This window comes from Ensifer sp. WSM1721, from assembly GCF_000513895.2.
Taxonomy (GTDB): Bacteria; Pseudomonadota; Alphaproteobacteria; order Rhizobiales; family Rhizobiaceae; genus Sinorhizobium.
The window spans coordinates 37474-59978 of the sequence record NZ_CP165785.1; the positions used below are offsets into that span (position 1 = coordinate 37474).

The following is a 22505-nucleotide window of genomic DNA, read 5'->3' on the forward strand; positions in this document are numbered from 1 at the left end:
CTTGCAGGAGCGTCACCATTTGTCTTAATCGGGAAACGCCAGCCGGCCATAACCTCGGCTGGCGTGCCACTTTCGTTCTTAAATCAAACTTCAATCGCTCTTGGTGGTGGACACGGCAGGACCCAGACGTGAACCGATTTCAGCGGGTCGGCAGTTCGATTCTCTTCAAGGCGAGGGAATGAACCGTTGCCTCCGGTGTGACTGTCGCTCTTGCCCCGATTGTCTAAAGTGGGTGAGTGGGCCGGAAGGACTGAGCCTTTGGCGCGGCATCTGCCATTGAATGATCGAGTACGCGTCTCAACGACATTCCCCAGCGCATTTGGGCGTCTTGGTGCTGTCGAGTCTCGTGGCCGAAGGTTGCGTCCTCGACAACAGCGATCCAGTGTCCGCAGCATGTCGTCGCGGCTGGCGCGGTTTCGATCCCTGCCTTTCAAACCTGCCATTGTAGTGATGCCCCGCAAAATCACGCTACGCCGTAGCGGTAACCTTGTCTTGGCTCCTCCGCGAAGGCGCAGGCTCTGACCGTGTACGCAACGTTCCCCCGGTCCGCCATGAAGGCTGGGTCGAAATTGTGAGCTCCTTGGTCCAAACAAGGACCGTGATTGGACTAAACCAAGAGAGTGGACTAGGATGCGATTTATATTTAGGTCGTGGAGGTTTCTTTGCGGCAGAGAGGAGATCACACTGTTTCTCCTTTCGGCATGTTCTGGTTGCCTAAAAATTCATATTTGTATTTAGCCCTGTGTGGCTTATTTTTTGGGGAGCGAAATGAAAAAGTTTCGTATTTTGTCGATTGACGGAGGAGGGGTACGAGGAATTATTCCGGCGATATTCTTGGCTAAGCTTGCAAGTCTACTCGACACCGATGATGTAAGTGGACATTTCGATCTGATTACTGGAACCTCAACCGGAGCCGTAATCGCTGCGGTTGCTGCGACGGGCCAGGACATTGGGGGGTGCATAGATTTCTACAAAGAACTTGGACCCGAGATTTTCCCTCCGCTTAAAGCGGGTCGGAGGGCGTGGCGATGGCCGGACATTTTTTCCTACGGTCCGTCCTACGAAGGTCAAGCTCTAGAAAATGCATTTCAAAGGCTTTTTGGTATGCCAAGCTCACTTTCCGATGCAAAAACCAATCTAGTAATACCCTCGTATGACGTCCTTCACCGTCAAATCTTTCTCATGCGGTCTTATGACCCGCAAACGAGTGGCCTGCCCGTGTGGGAAGCCTGTAAGGCGTCGTGTTCAGCTCCCACCTATTTTCCAGCCCATATATTGGATGGTAACGGCATGGAGCGACCGCTCATCGATGGAGGGGTGTTCTGTAACAATCCTTCTATGCTCGGGATTGCCGAGGCTATTCGAATTTCGCAGACGGCGAGCCTGAGAGAGTTTCAATCGACATATCATAATGTCGTTGTTTCCCTAGGTACCGGAAGCTTGCTCAGGAGTATTTCTATAGAAGATTCTCAGAGGTGGGGCATGATCCGTTGGGTAAAGCCTCTGATCGATATTCTCCTCGACGCAACTTCTGAAATGGCACACATCTCCGCCAAGCAGATTGTTACCGGATCCAACTATGCGCGCATGCAAGTCGACTTGAGCAATGTGAATGATGATTTAGACGATGCCAGCGAGGAAAACATCAGAGATCTCGAAGATCTAGCGCGAGCTTATTTGGCAACAAGCGATGCTGAAGACGAATTAAATCGGATCGTTCAGCTGCTGTCCTGACAACCGATTATGCCGAGCGGTGGTGATACTGCCACGCCTACGCTATTGGCGTTGTTACGGAGCAACCATGTCCCGAACGCATATGGAGGGGCGTCGGGGAAGTCCCCGCCGGATCACCGCCCGTGGATGCAACCCACACCGATACCCGATGGCGCTTGTGCCCGTTCGAAATTTCAGTGCGCGTGAGAAATGTGGGCTGGTGGTCGCGGCCGCGAGACGTCGGAAGTGTGGTGAGATCTAACAGAGGATTATGGGCATCGGTCAGAAACAGGATCAGAAGAATCATTAAGTCGACGAGTGCCTTGAGCCCCCCTAGCCGAATTAGATCTGATCCACGCATTCCATAAAAGGCCGGCGGCGTGTTGAAGTCGCGCTACGAGACCGGACACGTCACCACCCGAGCACGTGGCTGTACCGAATGTAAGATTTCGCTTGCCTTTGCTGGGGCGTCCACACACGTCGACCTGGGGAATGCCGCAATAGCGGTTCAGATGACGGGCGACGCACTCGCTGGCGCGACTACTTCCCCCAGGAGTTGCACCATATGGTTGCATAGCGTGCATTAGTAAATTTGCAAGCTGAAATTCGAATGCCAGGAAGGCCGGCATCCTTGACCTGACTCCGCCAGAGCGTCATGCGCCTTGAATATTTCGTGCGTAGATAGTTGCCGATGATGACGTGCCGGAGCGCCTTCTACTCACGCTGGTGGCAAAGTATCTCCCGGACGGCGTCCTCAGAGGCGATGCGGCACACCGATGTCCACTGTATGAAACGACGTTCCGTTCTCGCACCCCTACATCAATCACATGGGCCGGGTGTATGGTGTAGGTTTAGTTGTGCGCTTATCAAAGCCCGCTTCAACGTCTCTTGAACCATCAGCGACAGATATGAAAGCCCCTCCGCATATATGAATAATGCATGTGGCCAGCCACACGTTGGATCGCTTGGAGCCAGACTAATTGCAGCTCGACACCGGGGATTGGAAGAAGCATTGAGCGGACTATCAGGCACAGAGTTATCCCCTCGATATAACAGCCAAGCGGTCCCGTGCGTTCAATTTACTCGTAAACTGGACCAACAGTTGCTCGCGCCCCATCAAGGCATACGGCGCCGTGGAGCTTGATCCGCTTCCGGTGGGCCCGCCGGCAGTACAAGTCTGTGCTCGTGAGAAAACGTCGTTGACCGCATGGAAGCCGAGTGCTCTATAGGCTTCCATTTGTTCTTCAGAGAAGAACTGGTCGCTTGTCGCCTCGTGCGGAAAATCCGGATAGCGCCGTTCGTAGTCCAATACATAATCAGGCTCTTTTCCGGTGACGGCGGCCTTGACATACAGGAGGATACCTTGATCACCGTTTTCGTAGGTAATGTGACCGATAGCGAAATGGGGGCATCCCTCGAGAGGACGAGAACGTGACTTGGACCGATCAGCCAATCTCTCAAGGGCGGCATCTCTTACCGGGCGCCAATCAAGCGATATGAGCGTCCCATCATCGATACGTGCAAAGCGCTGCACATCGGCAAAGGCGCTAAAGTTCATGCCCGGATCCGCCTCTGCATCGACGACGACGATAAACTTGCAGCGGCGTTTTAGGAGCTGATAGAGGCCGATGTTGTCGATGTGGCCGCCGTCAGTGACATAAATACGTGAGCTGTCAGAGCGGAGCCGACCAAACGCCTCGGCAAACAGATAGAGTCGGAAGAGATCCTCCCAATGTCGGTCTTGAGCTTTTGGTCTGGAGGGGTTTGGAAGCCAAAATCCCAACCGGAGGTTCAGCAGCGCCAGAGTAGGTCCTAGTAATCCTATTCCAATCCTGCCCATGCTCGACGATACCGCAGCGCCTGAAATGGCAGCGGCTGCGGCGAGATCGAGTTCGGGCTCTACCGACCAGATCCATTTCGGGTTGGCGTAGCGTGTCGAATCGCTGCCGATGGCATGCTTGGAAAAAAGGAAGAACTCCGCGTTTCGTCCGCGCTTCGCTGGATCTGGTAATCGGTGACGGTCGGTCGTAGCCACCGCGGCGCCGGCCTTCCCGCTTGCTAGCGGTTCGTCCTTTCTCGGCAATCTGACGTTCAAAGTGCCGTTGACGAGTAGATAGGGGGCCTCTTCTGGAAGAGCGTGAAGAGGCAGCGGCATTCCTTCTTTGTCCCCGAGGCGATAAGCGACGCGGAGCCTGTCTCGGTAAAGCCTGTGCAGCCCGTTCGCGTTCTCGGTGAACGCTGCCGCAACTACTCCCACTGCAAAGCTTAATGCCAAATAGTTGCAAAGGACGATCCAGTCCCCGACATTCTTACTAGGTCCGCTTCTCGTCGCGATGGCCGCAACGACTAACGCAACCAACCATATGCCGACCAGTGCCGATATGGAAATGTTGAAGTGGCCGTGCACAATTGCCGTAAGAGTTTCCCACGGACGACTCTTGAGGCTCCTGCTTAAAATCTGGGTGGCGGCAAGGAAAAGAACAGAGAACCCGGCAACCACCGTCGAGAAGGTCCAATTTTTCGCAACGAAAAAATCAGGACTGTACGGATAAGCGCCTCCGTCTTTGATCCCCCAAATTACGATCATTAGAAAGAGTCCATATATCGTCAGTGGCAGCAGCATTGCCGCGCCGTAGAGCACAATCTTTGCCAGGAGCGACCGCAGGTGCGCAGCAATAGAGGGGATGCTCAATGCGCGCTGAATCCAAACGACCAATTTGCCCTGGAACGCTGCAGTCAACCCGACGATTGCTCCAGCGATTGTTGCAAGACTTGCGAAGGCTTGTGTGCTTGCACCGTCGCTGTCCAACTCTTTTTTTACGGCTCTTATGACGAGGGGTTGCAATTCCATTGCTGCTGCGAAGACAAGGGCGATAATCAACCAGCGGCCAACCCTTGCGCCGTAGCCATCGTATTCCAGGGATGCACTTCCGTTCGGATGCGAACGGCCGAAACTCTCGACATACGATCGCCGCAGGGCCCAGCCTATCAGCCAAACGCCAAGACAAATGGCAGTGATCATCGAGAAGAGGAAAGGGCTGGCGATCAGCGGTTCGACGTTTGGCCACCAAGAAGTACTTGTTCTCCACTCCTCGCGGAGCGCTAGGTTTGCAACGTCCAGGAAAATGCTGTGCTTGAGTTCCTCGGTCGTTGGGTTGCTTAGAATAAAGACTGTTGCGACAGGCAATAGAAACGAGAGCAGCAACAGGATATTTACTGCCAGGCCACGCATGATGATGACTGTGGAAGTTATTATGTCCAGGAATCCGCGAGGTGCGAGAAAGCGACTGTAATCCCGCAGATGGCTCACCGCTTCACAGTCTCGAACACTCTCGTTGGAGGGCCGTGCGAATGGGAATCCAGGTTCGCCATTCTCTTCACGGTTTGCATGCATGCCGGCGATCATGCTCGTGCCCACGTAGCCGCCGCCAGAAACCGTTGACAGGTAGTCGATGCGGTTGATCAAGCCCCATGCGTGCAGCGCCTGTAGTGCACCCAGGCAATACGAGGCTGAGCGTATTCCACCCCCTGAAAGAGAAACGCCGAATATTTCGGCGGGGGCGCCTTGAATGGGCTCACGGTCGCCAGGAACATCAATTCTTGCAGCACGGCGACGCACTCGAATGGAGGCGTGTTCAAGTGCCAGGATCTCCGCGAAACTATGGGGCCTGACTTCGTCTTCCGTTCGGTTGATCGCCATAACGGACGATCCTTTTATTAGGGTCCCCTGAGGATAAACAACTTCGACAACCTCGTGGGGTGAACCAGGTTGATATTCTTCCTTATGCTCGGGCAGTCGAACTTGGTTGCCAGGTCACGCTGGGCGCAGACGAGGCGAAGGCACGCAGATCGTCAGACAGCCCCAGAATGTTGTTTCAACCAGATATCTGGTCACGCTGTTTTTCCTCCTCGGGCTGACATCGGCGTTTTCCGTTCAGACCTCGAGCGCGAGCGGCGAGGCTTTCAGATATTTCAGCTTCAGCCGGCCGTTACTCGCCTGCTTCGCGTTGGCGAGTTTCTGCTCGACCGCTGTAAACTGGGCGATGCACTTGGCGAGCTTGTTCGACGGCGCTCCCTTCTTCGCAATGTGGGCATCCTGTTGCTTTTCGAGATATTCAGTGCTGCAGTTCAACCAGATGGTGAATGGCTGATCGGCTTGGGGGTTGGGCGAGAGATGCTCGGCAGCGCCCAAGCGCGAGTCGAGAAGCACTTCGAGGACCCGAAGGTCGGGGTTCTCGTGCTCGCCATTGGCGCAGATCAGGTAGTGATCGGCGGTGATGCGCTTGGCAAAGGAGCGGTCCAGATTGTGCTCGGAGCCGTGGTGCTGAAGCTTGAGTACATCGACGTGCAATCCAGCGCCATCGGCGAGCCGGCCATGATGGGTGAGGCCCGCAAGGATATCATCGGCATGACCATCGCCGGTCAAGATGACGCGGGTGACGCCGCCGCCAGGCTTGGGCTCCTCAAGAAGCAGCATGAGAGAGGCGAGGTTGGGCTCGGTGACACTCTTGCGATTGCCCAATTCGTCATCGATGGAGACGCCGAAGCCCGGCGGAATCGGCCCCTCATTATCCTCGAGCCAAGCCTCAAGCTTGTCGACGCTGCCGGCGTTTTCGGAATTAGCCAGCCAGTTCTTCCAGTACTTGCGGAGGATTTCGAGGTCCTTCTTGCACGGACCGATGATGCGAATGGCAAGGGAACTGGCGGGGTTGAGACTGATTTCCTCCTGCTCGCGCACCATGGCCAGCAGGTTCCCGAACTCACCGTTGAGCGGAATGTTCAACTGGTCGGAGGCGATGCGGCGGGACACCTTGATCGCCTCGGGGATTGAGTTGGCGACGCTTCGGAAAGCATCGGCAAGGCGAAGTAATGACGGGTTGGTCGAGCTGGAGAGCGTGTTGGCGCGGGCGGCGAGGACGCTGCCGATCGCCTCGGACTCATCAACCATCGCCTTGAAAGCATTATGCCAGATGCGTTTGATCTTGGGGGGTCGCTTGAAGGGCGGCTTGCTGGCTCGGTGGCCGTTGGCGTGCTTGTGGTCGAAGACGCGCCACTTCACCGTATCTTCGAGTAGCTGCAGCACGCCGGCGATGTGATCCTGATCGACATGTGAGACATAGACGAGGTCGAGGTCCTTGCCGGTGTCTTCCGCCCATTCGCCGAGGAAGCCGCGCACTTCCGAGGCGTAGGATCCTGGCATCCCGCCATCGGCGAGGATGCTCACTGCATCGGCTTCGACCAACAGGCAATCGCCCTTCTCGGAGGGCAGGAGCGTGATTTTCATGATGCGGTCCTCGGAGGTCGTCGAGTTGTGATGGCTTCTGAGGCAGCGCTGCCGCGGGGCGCAGAGCTTGCGGCGACAACCGGAGCCGGGCCCGGTGGCGCAGTGGGTTCTTTCAACTCAGTGCGGACCACCACCCGGGAGGCTTCGGTTACGCAGGCCGCTGGAGAAATCACGCCAAAACCCAAATCGTTCGCCCACCGATAGGTGGCGCCTGGCAGCGGCCGTGCAGTGGCCCTGATAATGCCCAGTATCTGGGCGGCTGTAAGGGTCGGTTCGGCGGCCAGCATCAAACCGATGACACCGGCGACGTAGGGGCTCGCCATGCTCGTGCCGGTCATTTCGATCCACGGATTGTTCGGATCGCCGAACCCGTTGGCGGCGACGATTCGGGTTCCGGGAGCAGTGATGTCGGGCTTCAGCCGACCGTCGCGGGTCGGGCCCTGACTCGAGGTGATGTGGGCACGTCGCTTCATTTCATCGAGATTGGCGACCGAGACGACGCGCTGACCGCATGCGAGAGCGCTGACCGATGAGGTATCGACGTGCGAGGCTTCGGTGAAGAATGAGGGCCAGAAGTAAGTCCCGTCGCCCAGATCGGCCGGATCGTCTCGCTCGATCCAGGCGTGGAAGGTACCGTCTCGGATAACGAGGCCGTGCAGCCGGACCTGCCAGACGCCGGCGGGAATACCGATTATGAGGCTCTTGTCGAAGAACGGCGTCAGGTAGGCGGCGATGTAGTTGGCGCCGTTGGTTGGGTGATGCAGTTCGTTGTAGATGCTGATCAGTGTCCGATCCGGCAATTGGTGGTTCTCGATGAATTGACCCGGCAAGACCGGGCCGATCCAGTCTCCATCGGGCGGGCGGATGCTGATGGCGAAGCGATCCTGCGGCTCGTACCAGATCTCGAGCTCATTCTCCGATGCGTCCTTGACCCTGTCGCCGACGACCTGCCACTCGAGGATGTGGTCGAGGCCTTGGGCCTCAATTTTTCCGCTCGCATGAATACGGCCCATCATATAGCCGAGATCGTCCGGGGCCTCGGGGCGTTCCTGCCCGGCATTGCCGGCCGCAATGCAGATCGAACGGCCCGGCTCCGCCAGCAAGGCGTCGATCCACCGGTCTAGGATGCTCGAACCGTCGTGGGCGTGACCATTCGTTCCGAGGCTGATGTTGATGGAGATGGGACGCTCCCCGGCGAGATCGAACAGGTAGTAGACCGCGTCGAGCAGGCAGGTGGAATCGTAGAACGAAGTGCGCCGGTCGATCTCGTCTTCGGGCAACGCGATCAGCACCGCCGCGATTTCGGCCGCGCTGCAGAGACCGCTTTTGCCCGCCGCGATTGAGGCGACGTGGGTGCCGTGCGAGCCCACGACCATCTGCGATTGCGGCTCGAGATCGTGCGGCGAGACGCCGATCCTGGCGGCGTCCGTCAATGCGGCTTGCATCTCAGCGGCGGAGATCACTCGGCCGCGCTTGAGGCCCTTGCGATTGCGGCCAACCTTGGCGCCCTGGTCCCAGATGCTGATAAAGCGCGATTTGCCATCGACGAGGAAGTCTGGGTGGGCCCAGTCGAAGCCTTCGACATCGATGATCCCGATCAGCATGCCGTTGCCGTCCCCAAGTTCGGCCGGATTCCCGACGGAGACGCGGCGGGGTGGAGCGGTGCTGCCGGCGCTGCCCTTGATCGGACGCGGCAGCTTGAGAGCATCGGCCGGTTCGATAAAGATCGTGCTGGGTTCACGGGCGAGATTGTACACCTCATCAAGGGTCATCCGGCGGGTTGCCATGCCACGCAAGGTCTGCTGGCCCGCCACCGGTGGGAGAGAATCGGTGGAACGCACGAAAACGCTGACCTCGACGGCCTCCCGTTGAGCCTGTACGTCAACCCCGTGCTTCTTGGCGGTGCCGGAGGCCGGGGCGGCGTCAGGTGCGATGGCGGTAGCGAGGGGCGGAGTGGAGGCCGCAAGTTCCTCGCTGGCCATCCGCAGCGCTGGCTGTACCTCAGATTTTGCCGAACTGACTTCCGGGTCACAATTGGCGAACATCCGCAATTTCGGGTGCTGGTTCCGCAGTACAACGTTCTGCCATCTGTCACTCATCGCATCTCCTCGAGTGTCTGAGAACAACAAACGCTGCGGTTGCTGTGACAATGCAGCGGCAGCTCAGAAGATGATTGTCTCACCCTGCCGATCGGCCTGTGCCTTGCTGTAGGTAACGAGATGGGTGGTCGAGCCCGCCCGGTCGACGAGCCGGATTTCGCCTCCCTTGTTGGACAGCTGGACGGAGTTGCGCGGCAACAGGATGGTCGTCGCCATGCCGGGCGCGAGCGTCACTTCCTTGATGCCGAAGCGGTTGCTCATCTTGTCGACGAGGAACCAGCCGTCGAGCGATACTGTGTCTACCCCCGCATTGACGAGGGTCACGGTCTCGTTTCCTTCGTCGTGCCCCATCGGATTGACCAGTGCGGCCACGATCTTGACGGCGCCGCTGACGACGCGCGGCGTCTCCTCGCCCGTGCCGCCGAAGGGCCGTTCGGCGGCCGGGCCGAGATAGACCGGGTAGAACGTACGGACGAAACGCTGGCTTTGATCGAGGAAGAGTTTCATGTCGTAGCGGGCGCCGTTGATCACCGCTTCCTTCGGCGCGCGGGCGCCGCGATGGGCACGGACGGCTCCCATGGCCATCAGGCCCTCGACACTGCAGCCGACGAAGAAGCCGCCGATCGGCTTCGTCAAAGGTCGGATTCTGCCGGCATCGTAGTCTGGCGCATCCCAGCGGTAGGAGATCGTCACCGACTCCGGGAAGTGCTCCTGACCATCCTTATACTCGCCGCGCAGATAGATGATGCGATCGTCCTTGAAGCCGGGAAAGCGATTGCGGTCGATGTGCGAGGCGAGGCCGTCGTCGAGGTGGTACTTGTACCAGAAGTGATAGCCCTGAACCTTCGGCCCCTCCTGTTCACCGACGAAGACGTGCTCGAAGCCGGAAAGGTCGCGGTCACCGCTTTGGGAGAAGCGGCGGAACCATTGCTCGGTCAGCGTCGCATACCAGCGATCCCGCGAGACGGGCGTGCCGGTTTCCTCGGAGATATAGGCGCGCGCGACCTGCATCGGCGCCGTATCGACGATAGCTTCCAGGAGCTCGTGCACCTCGGCACGCTCTTCCGGTGTCTCCACCTCAGCCTTGCGCTCGTCGAGCGCGTAGTTGTCGAAGAGGGACCGGACCAGGTCATAGGTCTTCATCTTGTGGTCCGGTATCTCCACTTCGGAGAGGATTTTGAGATCACCAGGGGAGGTGCTCGGGCCGTCGGTATTGACCACTCGGACGTAACCCGTTTCGGGTGCGTCACCAGCCCCGGCCAGAATGGGTTTCACGCCATTGCCGCTTTGGTCGGCGTCCCAGATCTGCTGATAGATATCCATGCCCGTTCTCCTCCGTCAGAAAAAGGTCTCTTCGGGTAGTCTATCGACGCGTATTCATAAGCTGATGACAGGTGCCGTACCCGACGGGTACGGCAGGTTCACGAAGCCGTGCTCATTCCACCGGCCTTCCGCATCCCTTGGGCAGCGCCAGCGAGGTCTTGCTGGAGTGCTCGGTGTTCACCCAGGCACCGAGCGCTTGCATGGCGACGAAAAGGTCGAATGCTCTTTGGGCTGACTTGCCTGGCATGTCTCCGTCAGCGGTGGCGCATTTGAAGGATATTTCGGCAATGGTAGAGGGCTTATGGTCCGAGCCGAAGTACCACAGCGTCAATGCAAACTCTCCGATGATCCCGGCGCCAAGATTGACGCTCGGGCCCTCGAAGACGAGTTCGTGAATCCTCGGGCCGCTGATCAATGCCGTTTCCGTCGCAGGTATCGCACGCGTGCTTGCGACGATCTTGAGAACCGTTGGAAACAGCTGATCGAGACCGGCGAGCGTCCGGGAGGAGGGGGTCCATTCCACCTTCTGGGTCGTGGAAAGGGCGAAACGGCTGCGGGTTGATGGTTTCTCCGGCACAACAATTGATCGATTGCCTGGCTTCGGATCGTCGACCTCGAGGGGAGCTATGTCCTCCTCGAATGTGGTACGGAATTTTCCGCCGTTCCCAGGCAAGTCGGTGGCCGCGACGACGAACAAGTCCGGCATGCGCAGCTTGAGCGTGATTTTCGACCTCGCGCCGGGTCTAGCCTCATCTTCAATCGCCAGGCGCTCTCGAAGTGCCAGGTCCGCACGGGTGAGATCGCAGTCCGGCGTATCCCAAAAGCGGACGATGCGTTCGCTTCGCTTGTCGAACCGGCCTGCGTCGCGTGGTTCATCATCATTTCGCGACCCAAGCCCACGGATGAGCGGCTTCAGATGCTCGTTCCAGAAGATATCGGCGACCGTGTCGGGAGATGCCTCCAGAAACCGCTCAGGGTTGAGGAGAAGCTTGTATTCGCGCGCTTCCAGTTTATGCCGCATGATCCGAGTCCCCCCGTCGGAGCCTTGCAGAACCTGAATTTCACCGGTTGCTAAACTATGCCTTATAGATTGTTTTCTGGCAATCGCAAAACTTAAGAGAGTGCGAAATATCGTAGAAATGCGAGCAGGCTCGAGTTGCTGGGGACAGTTCTCGGGGGAGTAGGGAGCATGTTTTGCACAGGGGGTTGGAAGAGTGGCTGCTCGGGACGTTTCACGAGCTGAGATGTATAGCGTCACGGAAGGCACCCTCAGCGGGGGCAATCATAAGAACCAATCCTCGCGCTGATAGGCCCAGCAGCGGGGGTAGGCCTGTTTTGAACGATGCCTCTTCGAGGTCTGCGCTGTCTGGATATCCCTGTCCTCAATAAAAACGAGGACGAGGCGCTTCCGCCACCAGATGTTCGTGTTCTGCGCTCAAGAGATCGCATAATGTATCGTCTGGAACGACGGAGATTGCCGGCAGCGGGAATTCTTAAATCCTTGGCCCGTCGAGCCCTTGGTCGTCATCGCCTTCCCAGAGTGAGGGCATAGAGGTGCGATTGAGATTGGCCGAAGGCAGCGGCATCCAGCACGTCAATTCGGGCATCGGCGGATTCGATGATGCGGCCGCGCGACGAATCAGCGGCGCGCCAGCCTTCTGCGCCGAACTGATCGCCATTCGACCAGTACGCGAGGTCAACTTCTGCCGCCCCCTGTTCGGACGGGCGGATCGTGACGAGGATCCCACGGCCGTTTTTCGGCGCGCTTGCCATGTGGCTCCAGTTATCTGGCTCGACGGACTTGTGCCCGAGGCCGAAATCCTACGTCCGCTGCCGGCAGGGACATTCCGAGTCAAGTGCCACCCGGACGCTTCCGCCCAGCAGATGCTGGTGGTCTATGCGCCAGCCGCAACTGCGGCGTCACTCCAGAGGTCTGCCGTTCCAATGATGACAGCGTGACGCCGAGCAGGCGGATTCCCCTGCGCGGCGGAAAGATCGGCGCGAGAAGCACGCCGACCACCTCGAGCAGCCGTTCTCATATGAGCGGTTGACAGAGCGCCAGTGTCGACATTAGATCGACGTATTCTGAGCCTTACCGAAAAGGGAGCGGATGAAACAAGGCGGCCCTGATACACCCTTACTCCGGCGATGAAGGACCGATCGATAGGGGAGAACGCGATCCATCGAAGGTTATCTCCACATCGGCTCTCGGCAGGTTTGTCGAGCCGAGCAAAATGGGAGAAGCCATCTTCTTTCTTTGTTCGCCTGCAGCCGTTGCCATCACAGGTGTGACATTGCCAGTGGACTGCGGTGGACTGGTCTACTCGGTCACTAACGCAGTTGCCCAGCCGGCGTAGACGGACAACGTAGGCCGAACGGGATACATTGGTGTCGAGAAACACGTCAATCAGCGACGATAGCAGCAACTATCGCGGGAGTGAGCGATGAACGGAGAATGTCTTGTTGCCGGTGTCGGAGCGGGAGAGCTTCTGTTTGCAGATGTGGGTCTCAGCTTCATGGGCGGCGTGCACTCCGAGACAGGACTTGTAATCGACACGCATCATCCGCTGCATGGCAGCAGCGTATCTGGAAAAATCCTGGCGATCCCGAGCGGGCGGGGCTCGTGTGCCGGAAGCCTGGCGATTTTCGAACTCATCATGAACGGCCACGCTCCGCGTGCACTGATTTTCTATCACAAGGAGACGATCCTGACCCTTGGTGTGGTCATTGCCAGGGAATTTTTCCAGAAAAGCATTCCAGTCGTCTGTCTCTCGGCTGAGGACTTTGCCTCGCTTGCTGAGGCGCGCTACGCGGTTGTCTATAACGGTGTCGTGGATATTTCTTTCAGCGCGCCATCGGTCGCGGTTGATGAAGGCGACCTTACTTCACTCAATCTCGAAGACTTCGAATTGACCGAGATGGACGGGCGGTTCCTCGATGGCGAGTTCGGGGATGCGGGCCGAGTCGCGATGCGCACCATCATCAGAACGGCGCAAATCGAAGGGGCAAACAGCCTTGTTGACGTCGACATGGCACATATAGACGGATGTTTCTACCACGGCCCCGGCGTGCTTCAGTTCGCCAAAAGGCTTCTGGAACTCGGCGGCCGCGTTCGGGTGCCGTCTTCCATGAACGCGCTCTGCGTTGACCGGCGCCAGTGGAAAGGTCTCGGGGTCAACCCTAGCCTTGGCGCGCCGTCGGACGAACTAGCCGATGCCTACAGGGCCATGGGCGTAAAGCCGACCTATACATGCGCGCCCTATCTTCTCGACGGTGCGCCCGCTTTTGGGCAGCGGATCGCCTGGGCGGAATCGAACGCCGTTGTCTTTGCCAACTCGGTGCTGGGCGCGCGCACGATGAAATTTCCCGACTATCTCGATATCCTTGTAGCCATGACCGGCCGCGCGCCGAATGCCGATTGCTATCTGGCGGACAAGCGCCTGGCGACGCTTCGGATCGATGTGCCGCGACCCGATGTGCTCGACGATTCCTTCTGGCCGGCATTGGGGTATCACGTCGGCAAGATCGCGACGAACGACATCCCCGTCCTTGCCGGCCTGGAAGGGCTGCCTGTTTCCCATGACGATCTCAAGGCCTTTGGCGCGGCGTTCGCAACCACGTCGGCGGTGGCGATGTTCCATATTGTCGGCGCCACACCCGAAGCGGGGACCGTGGATCAGGCGACGGGTGGTTTGAGTTCGGTGCGCCGTCACAGGGTGACCGTCGAGGCCTTGACTGAGACATGGCACGAACTCAACAATGCCCCCTCGGCCGATGTCGACCTTGTCTCGCTGGGAAACCCGCATTTCTCGCTGACGGAGTGCGAGCGACTGGCTGCCCTATGTGCCGGCAGAAAGAAAGCGGACAAAGCCGAGATGATCGTCACCTGCGGAAGGGACGTTTTCGAAAAAGCCAGGAAGGCCGGGTTTGTCGACGCGATCTCGAAATTCGGAGGCCGGTTCCTGAACGATACCTGCTGGTGCCTGATCGCGGAGCCGGTCATCGCGCCCGACGTCAGGCATATCATGACCAATTCCGGAAAATACGCGCATTATGGCCCCGCGGCTGTCGGCAGGGGGTTCCATTTCGGAAGTCTGGAGCGCTGTGTCGACGCCGCTTGCAACGGTGTCGCCGAGACCGCCCTGCCGGGATGGCTCTCGGCCAGCGCTATTTCGTAATACGCGACAGCACGCGATCGAGCGCCTCGACCAGCACGCGCGTTCCGCCGTTCTGATCAAAGTCTGTCCAGACCTGTTCGTTCAGGCCGCCCTTGGTGGCGTATTCCTGCGAAAGCACGTGCAACGAGGTGTCCGGCCGGCGTGCCGCGACCTTGGCCAGACTCTGGAAATGCGCCGCCAGATAGGCCCTGCCGCTCGGCTCGGGAAGGCCTTTCGACTGTAGCCAGTCGACGATGCGTCCCATTTGGCCGAAATACAGCGCCATCGTCGCGCTGGCGGCAGCCAGCAGGTCATATTCCGTGCGCGTGTCGCATTCAATGGCGGTGCCGATGCGGCTGAAGAGTTCGGCCACGCGGGCATTGCGCGGGTAAATGGCCGTCACGCCCTCGCGATCCTCGACAAAAGGCAAGGGGATGGCGCGGATCACTTCCACATTCGCCTTGATCCATTGCTGCAGCATCACGTGGTCGGTGGCAGCAATCAGACTGACGACGAGTTGGCCGTCACGAAACCGCATCGCGGGAATAACGTCCGCTGCGATCTGCGGCCGCACCGCCAGGAAAACGATATCGGCGCCATCGACGACGGCCTGATTGTGCTCGGCGATGGCGACCTGCGGGTATTTGGCGGCAAGATCGGCCGCGATCTCGCCGTTGCGGGGCGAGACAATGATCGGGTTTGCATATGCCGGTTCCGCCAGAAGACCGTCAATGATCGCCCTGGAAATCGTTCCCGTTCCGAGAAAGCCAATTCGCTCCGTCATCAGGCAGCGCTCATCGGTGCCAGGGGAACTTCGGTGGTATAGTTTTCGCGCATGAAATTGATGAAATTATCTTGGAACTGGCGAGTGTGTGCGTGGGCGAGTTCGTCGGCTCGCTCCACATCGCGGTTGCGGATGGCTTCCAGCATCAGGTTATGCTCGTCTGTCAGCAGGTAGCCTTCATGTGTGCGTTCGAGATATTCGAAATGCAGATGCAGCATGCGTTGGCCCTGTGCCAGCAGCCGCTCATAGAATGATGCGAGGAATGGGTTCCGGCCCGCATCGGCAATGGCCATGTGAAATCGCTTGTTGGCTTCGGACATGGCTAAGTGGTTGCCGGTCTTCACCGCAACCTCGAATTCCTTCTGACGCTTTGCGATTACTTTCAGATCGGCATCGGTGCGCAACGTAGCGGCCAGGCGGGTATTCATGCGTTGGGCAATATCCAATGCCTCGACATATTTGGGGAACGTCCCAACCTCGATCGGCGCGACAATGGTGCTGCGATTGGACAAGGTGACCACAAGCTCCTCGCCCGCCAGGCGGATCAGAGCCTCGCGCACGGGAGACCGCGACATGTCGAAGCGTTCGGCCAGCGTGGTCTCATCCAGAAGCTGACCGGGCTGCAAGGTCAAGGCCAGAATTTCGCGTCGCAGAGTGTCGTAGACGCTTTTCCAGCCGGTGCCGCGAGTGCGTTTAGGTTCCTGTTCTTCCACTTTGAATTCCTTGCTGGAGAGGTCGCGAAACCATAGTTTTCTACGGACACCGTGTCGACAAGAAATTTCCGTCTTGACTTTGTCGACATTAAAACGACATAACATCGGCAGAGTGAAGGACGAGCCGAGGCGCCGCGTATCCCGTCCGAATATCCCGATAACTGCGCCTCCGAGCCTTAAAAGATCACTCTGTAAAGCCCTGCAATGGAGCCCCGCGATGAAACTCACCGGCGTCATGCCCGCCCTCGTCACCCCCTTCGACAAAAACGACAAGATCGACTTCAAGGCCTTTGAGAAGCTGCTCGTCCATCTGCGTGAAGCAGGCGTAACTGGCTGGGTGCCGAACGGTTCGACCGGCGAATATTTCAGCCAGTCGACGGAGGAGCGCCGAGATGTGCTGCAGTTCGTCAAGGATTTCGCCAAGCCGGGCGAGATTCTCATCGCCGGCACGAATGCGCCGGCCACGCGTGAAGTCATCGAACAGACCGCGATGGCCAAGGAGATCGGCTATGACGCGGTTCTGCTTGCGCCGCCCTTCTACACCCGCCCCACCCAGGAAGAGCTGATCAAGCACTATGAAACCGTGCTTGCAGCGGTCGACGTCAATCTCGTGCTTTACAGCTACCCGGCAAAGGACGGCTCCGACATCAGCTTCGAATTGATGGACCATTTCGCCGACAATCCCCGTGTCATCGGCATCAAGGAAAGCTCAGGGGTGCTGCAGCGGGCGATCGATATTGCCAGCCGCTATGAAGGCAAGATCCAGCTTGTCAGCGGATCGGACGACATCGCGCTCGACTTCATGTTCTGGGGTGCGGAAAGCTGGATTTGCGGACCGTCGAACTGCATGGCAAAAGCCTGCTGTGATCTCGATCGTACATATAAATCAGGCGATATCGCCAAGGCGCGCGAGATGATGAAGACGCTTTACCGGGCGATGAACATTCTCGAATCCGGCAAGTTCGTCCAGAAGATCAAGTATGGCTGCGAGCTGCAGGGCTTGCCCGTCGGCGAGTGCCGTGCGCCGCTCGGACCGCTGACGGAAGCGGAGAAATCCGAATTCCGTGCCGCCATGCAGCCGATCCTCAACTGGTAAGTTTTGGGAGCCGCGGGCGCCCGGTTGTGCCGGACGCCCATATTGCTTCTTGCATTCAAGGATCGGGCCATGCGGTTTAAAAGGGTGCTTTCCGTCGTCGAATGCCATGCGGAGGGCGAGAGCGGAAAGGTCATCGTCGGCGGTATCGGACAGGTGCCGGGTAAGACGATGTTCGACAAGAAGCTTCATCTTGAAAATCACATGGACGACATCCGCAAGATGGTGCTGTTCGAACCGCGCGGCGCCGTCTGGCACAATGCCAATATCGTGCTGCCGTCCAACCATCCGGACGCGGACATGGGCTATGTGATTCTCGAAACCACCGAATACCCTGCCATGTCCGGGTCGAACACGATGTGTGTCGCGACCGTGCTTTTGGAAACCGGCATTCTTCCCATGCGCGAGCCGGTCACCGAACTCGTGCTCGAGGCGCCGGCGGGTCTCATCCGCGTGCACTGCGAGTGTCACAACGGCAAGGTGACGCGTGTTCGCCTGGTCAACCAACCTGCCTTTTGCTACCACGTTGACAGCATGATCGAGGTTGCCGGCCTGGGTACGGTCGGGGTCGACATCGTCTATGGCGGCATGACCTATGTCATGGTCGACGCTGCAGCGCTCGGCTTTTCGATCGATCCGACCGAAGCCCGGGAATTGTGCGAGGTCGGGCAGCGGCTGAAGGCTGCCGCCGTGGAACAGCTTGCGGTCGAACACCCCGAAAATCCCGCCATTCCGGGCATCACCAATACGGAATTCATGGGTCCGCTGCATCGCGAGAACGGAGAGCTGATCTCACGGAATTGCGTTGTCGTGTCTCCCGGGCGCTGCGATCGCTCGCCCTGCGGCACCGGTTCGTCGGCACGTCTCGCGTTGCTCCACGCCAAGGGCTTGATCGCGCCGGGCGAAACCCTTGTTCATGAATCCATTACCGGCAGCCGTTTTCTCTGCACTATCGACGGTCTGACGAAGGTCGGTCGATATGACGCGGTCGTTCCGGCGATTGCCGGTCAAGCATGGATCACCGGCTTCCACCAGATGGGCATGGATCCGACGGATCCGTACCCGAATGGCTTCACCGTGGCCGACACCTGGATGGCAACTGTTTGATCCAGCGAGCGGCAACATGAATACTTCATCCACCATTGCAATTGTCGGCGCCGGCGTTATCGGCACCACGCTTGCATGTGATTTGCAACGCCGCGGGCATTCCGTTCAGTTGATCGAGCGGGAAGGTCCGGGTACCGGAGCAAGCTTCGGCAATATGGCCAGCATTGCCGTGACCGAATTCATGCCCGCCTCCCGGCCGGCGATCTGGAAGCAGATGCCGAAATGGCTGCTCGATCCGGAAGGTCCGGTACGCGTACGCCCCTCCTACATGCCGCGGCTTATTCCCTGGTTCCTGCGTTTTTTGGCAGCGAGCCGTCCCTCGAAGCTTCGCGAACTCGAAGCGGCGGGCGCGGTTCTCTGCCATCGGGTGCATGAAGATCTCGGTGCGCTCCTGAAGGAGACGGGACTCACTCACATGCTGAGCGCCGAAGGCTGCCTCAGCCTTTATGCGGACGAGGCAGAGTTCAAGGCCGACCGCGATCATATCGAAATCCTCGAGCGCTTCGGTTTTCGCCACGAAATTCTCGGTGGCAATGCCATCCGCGACCTTGAGCCGGCACTGACAACCAAAATCACCAAGGCGGTTCTCTTTCCCGACAACCGATCGATAGCCGACCCTTACAAACTGGTCACGGCGCTTGCCGAACGCTTCCAGGCCCTCGGCGGTACGATCATTCGCGGCGAAGTCGGTGGCTTCGACATCGGCGAGGGCGGGGTGAAGGCTGTCCGCCTGAAGGATGGCCGCGCGATCAATGCGGACAAGACCGTGCTCGCGGCCGGTGTTTTTACCGCACGCATGGCGCGGGATCTTGGGGAGCCGATTCCGCTTGAAACCGAGCGCGGCTATCACACGCAGATCATGGATCCCGGTATTTCCATGCGCCATTCGATCATCTGGCCGGCCAAGGCCTTCATGGTCACGCCGACAGCGGGCGGCATCCGCGTCGGCGGTACGGTGGAGATGGCGGGCATAGATGCCGCACCCGACTATCGCCGCGCCAAGATCACCGTCAAGCGCGCACTCGAAGCGCTGCCCGATCTGAAAGTGCGTCAAACGAGCGAGTGGATGGGCCACCGTCCGGCCTTCCCAGACACGGTCCCTGTCATGAGCGCCTCTGCCAGGCATCGCGATCTCTATTATGCGACCGGCCATGGCCATCTCGGTCTCACCTATGCAGCAACCAATGCGCGGCTGATGGGCGACCTTATTTCCGGGGTCACGCCGCCCGTCGATCTTACCCCCTATCGTGTCGATCGATTTTGAAAGGAGCTCTCCATGACGGACAAGATTTGCCTGATCACCGGCGGCGGCAAGGGCATGGGAGCGGCGGTGGCGCGCGAGATGGCGGCACGCGGTTACAAGCTCGCCCTGATGTCGCCGTCGGAAAACTGCGAGACGCTCGCCGCCGAGCTCGGCGGCGTTGCCGGGCGCGGTGTCGCGCAAAGTGCGGCTGACCTCGAGGCTATCGTCGACCTCGCAATCTCCACCTATGGCCGGATCGATGCGGTGCTGAACCACACCGGCCACCCGCCGAAAGGCGATCTCCTCGACATTACCGATGAAAACTGGGATCTCGCCAACGACATGATCGTCAAGGCGGTCATCCGCATGGCGCGTCTCGTGACGCCGGTCATGGAAGCGCAGGGTGGCGGTTCAATCGTCAACATCACCACCTATGCAGCCTTCGAACCCTCCCTATGGTTCCCGGCGTCCTGCGTCTACAGGGCAGGGGTCTCTTCGTTCACCAAGCTCTATTCCGACCGCTATGGCCCGAAGAACATCCGCATGAACTGCCTGCTTCCGGGGTTTACCGACAGCTTGGATGTCGAAAAGTTCGCGGACCTGACAGCGCTGAAGCGCATCGGCCGCGTTGAAGAACAGGCCAAGGCTGCGGCGTTCCTGCTCAGCGACGATTCCAGCTACATCACGGGCCAGAGCCTTCGGGTCGATGGCGGTCTAACGCGTCACATGTGAGGTTACCATGCAGAACAAGCTCTTTATTGATGGCCAGTGGGTCGCACCAGTTGACGGAACAATGCTTCCGGTCATCGATCCGGCGACGGAAGAGGTGTTTCACCATATCCCGGCCGCCGGTGCGGCGGAGGCGGAGATGGCCGTGAAAGCGGCGCGCGAAGCCTTCGACAACGGTCCCTGGCCGCGCCTTTCGGGCAAGGAGCGCGCGAAATATCTGCGCGGCATTGCGCAAGGGATCCGCGACCGTCTGCCGGAACTGGCACGCATGGAAACCCGCGACAATGGCAAACCGATCCCGGAGTCCGAGTGGGACCTGACGGACGCCGCCGGCTGTTTTGATTTTTACGCCGACCTTGCCGAGGAACTCGATGGCGAAGTGGAAGAGGTGAAGCTGGCGGACGCGCGCTTCGTCTCCAAGGCCGTGCGCGAGCCGCTCGGCGTCGCTGTCGCCATCGTTCCGTGGAATTATCCGCTGCTCATGGCCTCGTGGAAGATTGCGCCGGCGCTGGCGGCCGGCTGCACCATGATCCTGAAACCTGCCGAGACAACCTCGCTGACGGCGCTGGAACTAGGCGCGATCGCGCAGGTCGCAGGGCTTCCCAAGGGAGTCCTGAACATCCTCTCCGGCAAAGGTTCGGTCGTCGGTCAGGCGCTGATCGAACACCCGCAAGTCGACAAGGTTGCCTTCACCGGCTCCGGCCCGGTCGGCTCGCGCATCATGGCCGAAGGCGCGAAGGATATCAAACGGATCAGCCTCGAACTCGGCGGCAAGTCACCCTTCATCGTCTTCGCCGACAGCGACATCGAAAAAGCGGTCGAATGGATCATGTTCGGTATCTTCTGGAACCAGGGGCAGGTGTGTTCGGCCACCTCCCGGGTTCTGGTGGAAGCTGCGCTCTATCCGAAACTGCTGGAACGGCTGGTCGAGGAAGCTAGCAAAATCAAAATTGGCAACGGCCTGGATGAAGGCACACTGCTTGGCCCACTCGTCAACAAGGGCCAGTACGAAGACGTGCTGCGCCACATCGACCGCGCGGTCGAACAGGGCGCGACGGTCGCCTGCGGCGGCAAGTACGAGGGTTTCAACAGGGGTTTCTGGGTGGCGCCGACGATCCTCACCGACATGGCGCTCGACAGCGACGCCTGGGTGGAGGAAATCTTCGGCCCGGTCGTCTGCATCCGTCCCTTCGAAACGGAAGAGGAGGCAATCCGCCTTGCCAACGATTCCCGCTTCGGCCTCGCTGCCGCCGTCATGTCGGCTGACGATGAACGCTGCGAGCGGGTCGCGCGCGCCTTCCGCGCCGGCATCGTCTGGATCAACTGCTCGCAGCCGACCTTCACCGAAGCGCCGTGGGGTGGCTACAAGCAGTCCGGCATCGGCCGCGAGCTCGGCCGCTGGGGTCTCGACAACTATCTCGAGACGAAGCAGATCACGCGATTTGCCAGCGACGATCCCTGGGGCTGGTATATCAAGTCGGAGGCAGGTCAATGAGCGGAGCGCTTTCCGCGCAGACCATCTTGGTGACTGGCGCCTCCGGCGGCATCGGTCGCGCTGTCGTCAAGGCGCTGGCGCTGGAAGGCGCTCGCCCTGTCATTCACTATGGCAGGGACCGGGCCGGAGCCGAGAGCTTGAACGCCGAGATCGGCGGAGATGGCATTATCGTCCCGGCCGACCTTTCGGCGCCGCAGGGCGCGTTCGAGTTGTGGCAGCGGTCGCTCGATGCGGCCGGCCGTATCCACGGCCTGGTCAACAACGCCGGCATTCGCAGCGAGATCGGCATCGAAGCCGAACCGGATGCCTGGCGCGGGGCCTGGGGTCGGGAATTCCAGGTCAATTTCTTTGCCGCTGCCGATCTTTCCAAGGAAGCCATCCGCCATTTCAAGACGCATGGCAGCGGGCGGATCATCAACATGGCCAGCCGGGCGGGCCAGCGCGGCTATGCGGCGGATGCTTTGCCTTATGGCGCAAGCAAGGCGGCCCTCCTCAACCTCACCAAATCCATCGCCCGCAGCTTTGGAGCCGATGGCGTGACCGCGATTGCCATCGCGCCCGGCTGGGTGCGCACCGACATGGCCGAGGATTTCGTGGCCAAGAACGGCAAGCAGGCGGCGGTCGCGGATATTCCGATCGGCGAAATGGCGGAGCCGGAAGCGGTTGCCGAACTGGTGGCCTTCGCCTTTCGCACCTCGCAGGCATCGCTGAACGGCGCGACACTCGATGTTAATGGCGGCAGCTATGTCAGATAGGGAGACATGA

Annotated in this window: 16 protein-coding genes and 2 pseudogenes; 10 read left to right on the forward strand and 8 right to left on the reverse strand. The window is 59.3% G+C overall.

Going from position 1 to position 22505, the window contains the following annotated elements; genetic code table 11:
* Nucleotides 1–768: 768 nt before the first annotated feature.
* Nucleotides 769–1734 (forward strand): patatin-like phospholipase family protein, encoded by a 966-nt coding sequence (locus M728_RS28480; protein ID WP_084044662.1) that lies wholly within the window; start codon nt 769–771, stop codon nt 1732–1734.
* Between the two features lie 1015 nt (nt 1735–2749).
* On the opposite strand, the gene M728_RS28485 is transcribed toward M728_RS28480, so the two are convergent.
* The 6 genes and pseudogenes from M728_RS28485 to M728_RS28510 all read right to left on the reverse strand — a co-directional run bounded on the left by M728_RS28485 (nt 2750) and on the right by M728_RS28510 (nt 12192).
* Nucleotides 2750–5413, reverse strand: coding sequence for a patatin-like phospholipase family protein (locus M728_RS28485; RefSeq protein ID WP_370906550.1), 2664 nt, complete (start codon nt 5411–5413; stop codon nt 2750–2752).
* 234 nt (nt 5414–5647) lie between these two features.
* On the reverse strand, nt 5648–6997 hold the full coding sequence (locus M728_RS28490; protein WP_026622974.1) for an MBL fold metallo-hydrolase: 1350 nt from the start codon (nt 6995–6997) through the stop codon (nt 5648–5650).
* The gene (locus M728_RS28495; RefSeq protein ID WP_084044691.1) at nt 6994–9096 is read right to left on the reverse strand and encodes a S8 family serine peptidase; all 2103 of its coding nucleotides are present in this window, start codon (nt 9094–9096) and stop codon (nt 6994–6996) included. Before M728_RS28495 ends, M728_RS28490 begins: the two co-directional genes overlap by 4 nt.
* 63 nt (nt 9097–9159) lie before the next feature.
* Nucleotides 9160–10419 (reverse strand): hypothetical protein, encoded by a 1260-nt coding sequence (locus M728_RS28500; protein ID WP_370906551.1) that lies wholly within the window; start codon nt 10417–10419, stop codon nt 9160–9162.
* 112 nt (nt 10420–10531) lie between these two features.
* On the reverse strand, nt 10532–11440 hold the full coding sequence (locus tag M728_RS28505) for a hypothetical protein (protein ID WP_370906552.1): 909 nt from the start codon (nt 11438–11440) through the stop codon (nt 10532–10534).
* Nucleotides 11441–11912: 472 nt separating this feature from the next.
* A pseudogene (locus tag M728_RS28510) lies at nt 11913–12192 on the reverse strand (hypothetical protein).
* Between M728_RS28510 and M728_RS28515 the strand changes: the two are divergent.
* The 3 genes and pseudogenes from M728_RS28515 to M728_RS28525 all read left to right on the forward strand — a co-directional run.
* Nucleotides 12172–12315, forward strand: a pseudogene (locus tag M728_RS28515) (SOS response-associated peptidase); the annotation flags it as partial. The pseudogenes M728_RS28510 and M728_RS28515 sit on opposite strands and share 21 nt — an antisense overlap.
* A gap of 338 nt (nt 12316–12653) precedes the next feature.
* Nucleotides 12654–12776 (forward strand): hypothetical protein, encoded by a 123-nt coding sequence (locus M728_RS28520; RefSeq protein WP_245269727.1) that lies wholly within the window; start codon nt 12654–12656, stop codon nt 12774–12776.
* 87 nt (nt 12777–12863) lie between these two features.
* On the forward strand, nt 12864–14597 hold the full coding sequence (locus M728_RS28525; protein ID WP_026621544.1) for an aconitase X: 1734 nt from the start codon (nt 12864–12866) through the stop codon (nt 14595–14597).
* On the opposite strand, the gene M728_RS28530 is transcribed toward M728_RS28525, so the two are convergent.
* The gene (locus tag M728_RS28530) at nt 14587–15363 is read right to left on the reverse strand and encodes a pyrroline-5-carboxylate reductase (protein ID WP_026621543.1); all 777 of its coding nucleotides are present in this window, start codon (nt 15361–15363) and stop codon (nt 14587–14589) included. The genes M728_RS28525 and M728_RS28530 overlap by 11 nt on opposite strands.
* On the reverse strand, nt 15360–16073 hold the full coding sequence (locus tag M728_RS28535; protein WP_026621542.1) for a GntR family transcriptional regulator: 714 nt from the start codon (nt 16071–16073) through the stop codon (nt 15360–15362). Before M728_RS28535 ends, M728_RS28530 begins: the two co-directional genes overlap by 4 nt.
* Nucleotides 16074–16290: 217 nt before the next feature.
* Here M728_RS28535 and dapA point away from each other — a divergent pair, with 217 nt between their 5' ends.
* The 6 genes from dapA to M728_RS28565 all read left to right on the forward strand — a co-directional run bounded on the left by dapA (nt 16291) and on the right by M728_RS28565 (nt 22495).
* Nucleotides 16291–17169, forward strand: coding sequence for a 4-hydroxy-tetrahydrodipicolinate synthase (dapA, locus tag M728_RS28540; protein WP_026621541.1), 879 nt, complete (start codon nt 16291–16293; stop codon nt 17167–17169).
* Nucleotides 17170–17238: 69 nt separating this feature from the next.
* On the forward strand, nt 17239–18273 hold the full coding sequence (locus M728_RS28545) for a proline racemase family protein (protein WP_026621540.1): 1035 nt from the start codon (nt 17239–17241) through the stop codon (nt 18271–18273).
* Between the two features lie 16 nt (nt 18274–18289).
* A complete protein-coding gene (locus tag M728_RS28550) occupies nt 18290–19537 on the forward strand; it encodes an FAD-binding oxidoreductase (RefSeq protein ID WP_026621539.1) in 1248 nt (415 codons plus the stop codon).
* A gap of 12 nt (nt 19538–19549) precedes the next feature.
* The gene (locus tag M728_RS28555; protein WP_026621538.1) at nt 19550–20248 is read left to right on the forward strand and encodes an SDR family oxidoreductase; all 699 of its coding nucleotides are present in this window, start codon (nt 19550–19552) and stop codon (nt 20246–20248) included.
* A gap of 7 nt (nt 20249–20255) precedes the next feature.
* Nucleotides 20256–21740, forward strand: a complete 1485-nt coding sequence (locus M728_RS28560; RefSeq protein ID WP_026621537.1) for an aldehyde dehydrogenase family protein — start codon at nt 20256–20258, stop codon at nt 21738–21740.
* Nucleotides 21737–22495 (forward strand): SDR family NAD(P)-dependent oxidoreductase, encoded by a 759-nt coding sequence (locus M728_RS28565; RefSeq protein ID WP_026621536.1) that lies wholly within the window; start codon nt 21737–21739, stop codon nt 22493–22495. Before M728_RS28560 ends, M728_RS28565 begins: the two co-directional genes overlap by 4 nt.
* Nucleotides 22496–22505: the final 10 nt, after the last annotated feature.

Excerpts from the sequence above, each read along its gene's own strand:
- M728_RS28550 (WP_026621539.1), top strand. The coding sequence starts at position 18,290 with ATGAATACTTCATCCACCATTGCAATTGTCGGCGCCGGCGTTATCGGC.
- M728_RS28560 (WP_026621537.1), top strand. The coding sequence starts at position 20,256 with ATGCAGAACAAGCTCTTTATTGATGGCCAGTGGGTCGCACCAGTTGAC.
- M728_RS28495 (WP_084044691.1), bottom strand. The coding sequence starts at position 9,096 with ATGAGTGACAGATGGCAGAACGTTGTACTGCGGAACCAGCACCCGAAA.
- M728_RS28500 (WP_370906551.1), bottom strand. The coding sequence starts at position 10,419 with ATGGATATCTATCAGCAGATCTGGGACGCCGACCAAAGCGGCAATGGC.
- M728_RS28490 (WP_026622974.1), bottom strand. The coding sequence starts at position 6,997 with ATGAAAATCACGCTCCTGCCCTCCGAGAAGGGCGATTGCCTGTTGGTC.
- M728_RS28505 (WP_370906552.1), bottom strand. The coding sequence starts at position 11,440 with ATGCGGCATAAACTGGAAGCGCGCGAATACAAGCTTCTCCTCAACCCT.
- M728_RS28545 (WP_026621540.1), top strand. The coding sequence starts at position 17,239 with ATGCGGTTTAAAAGGGTGCTTTCCGTCGTCGAATGCCATGCGGAGGGC.
- dapA (WP_026621541.1), top strand. The coding sequence starts at position 16,291 with ATGAAACTCACCGGCGTCATGCCCGCCCTCGTCACCCCCTTCGACAAA.
- M728_RS28480 (WP_084044662.1), top strand. The coding sequence starts at position 769 with ATGAAAAAGTTTCGTATTTTGTCGATTGACGGAGGAGGGGTACGAGGA.
- M728_RS28525 (WP_026621544.1), top strand. The coding sequence starts at position 12,864 with ATGAACGGAGAATGTCTTGTTGCCGGTGTCGGAGCGGGAGAGCTTCTG.
- M728_RS28555 (WP_026621538.1), top strand. The coding sequence starts at position 19,550 with ATGACGGACAAGATTTGCCTGATCACCGGCGGCGGCAAGGGCATGGGA.
- M728_RS28520 (WP_245269727.1), top strand. The coding sequence starts at position 12,654 with ATGGGAGAAGCCATCTTCTTTCTTTGTTCGCCTGCAGCCGTTGCCATC.
- M728_RS28485 (WP_370906550.1), bottom strand. The coding sequence starts at position 5,413 with ATGGCGATCAACCGAACGGAAGACGAAGTCAGGCCCCATAGTTTCGCG.
- M728_RS28565 (WP_026621536.1), top strand. The coding sequence starts at position 21,737 with ATGAGCGGAGCGCTTTCCGCGCAGACCATCTTGGTGACTGGCGCCTCC.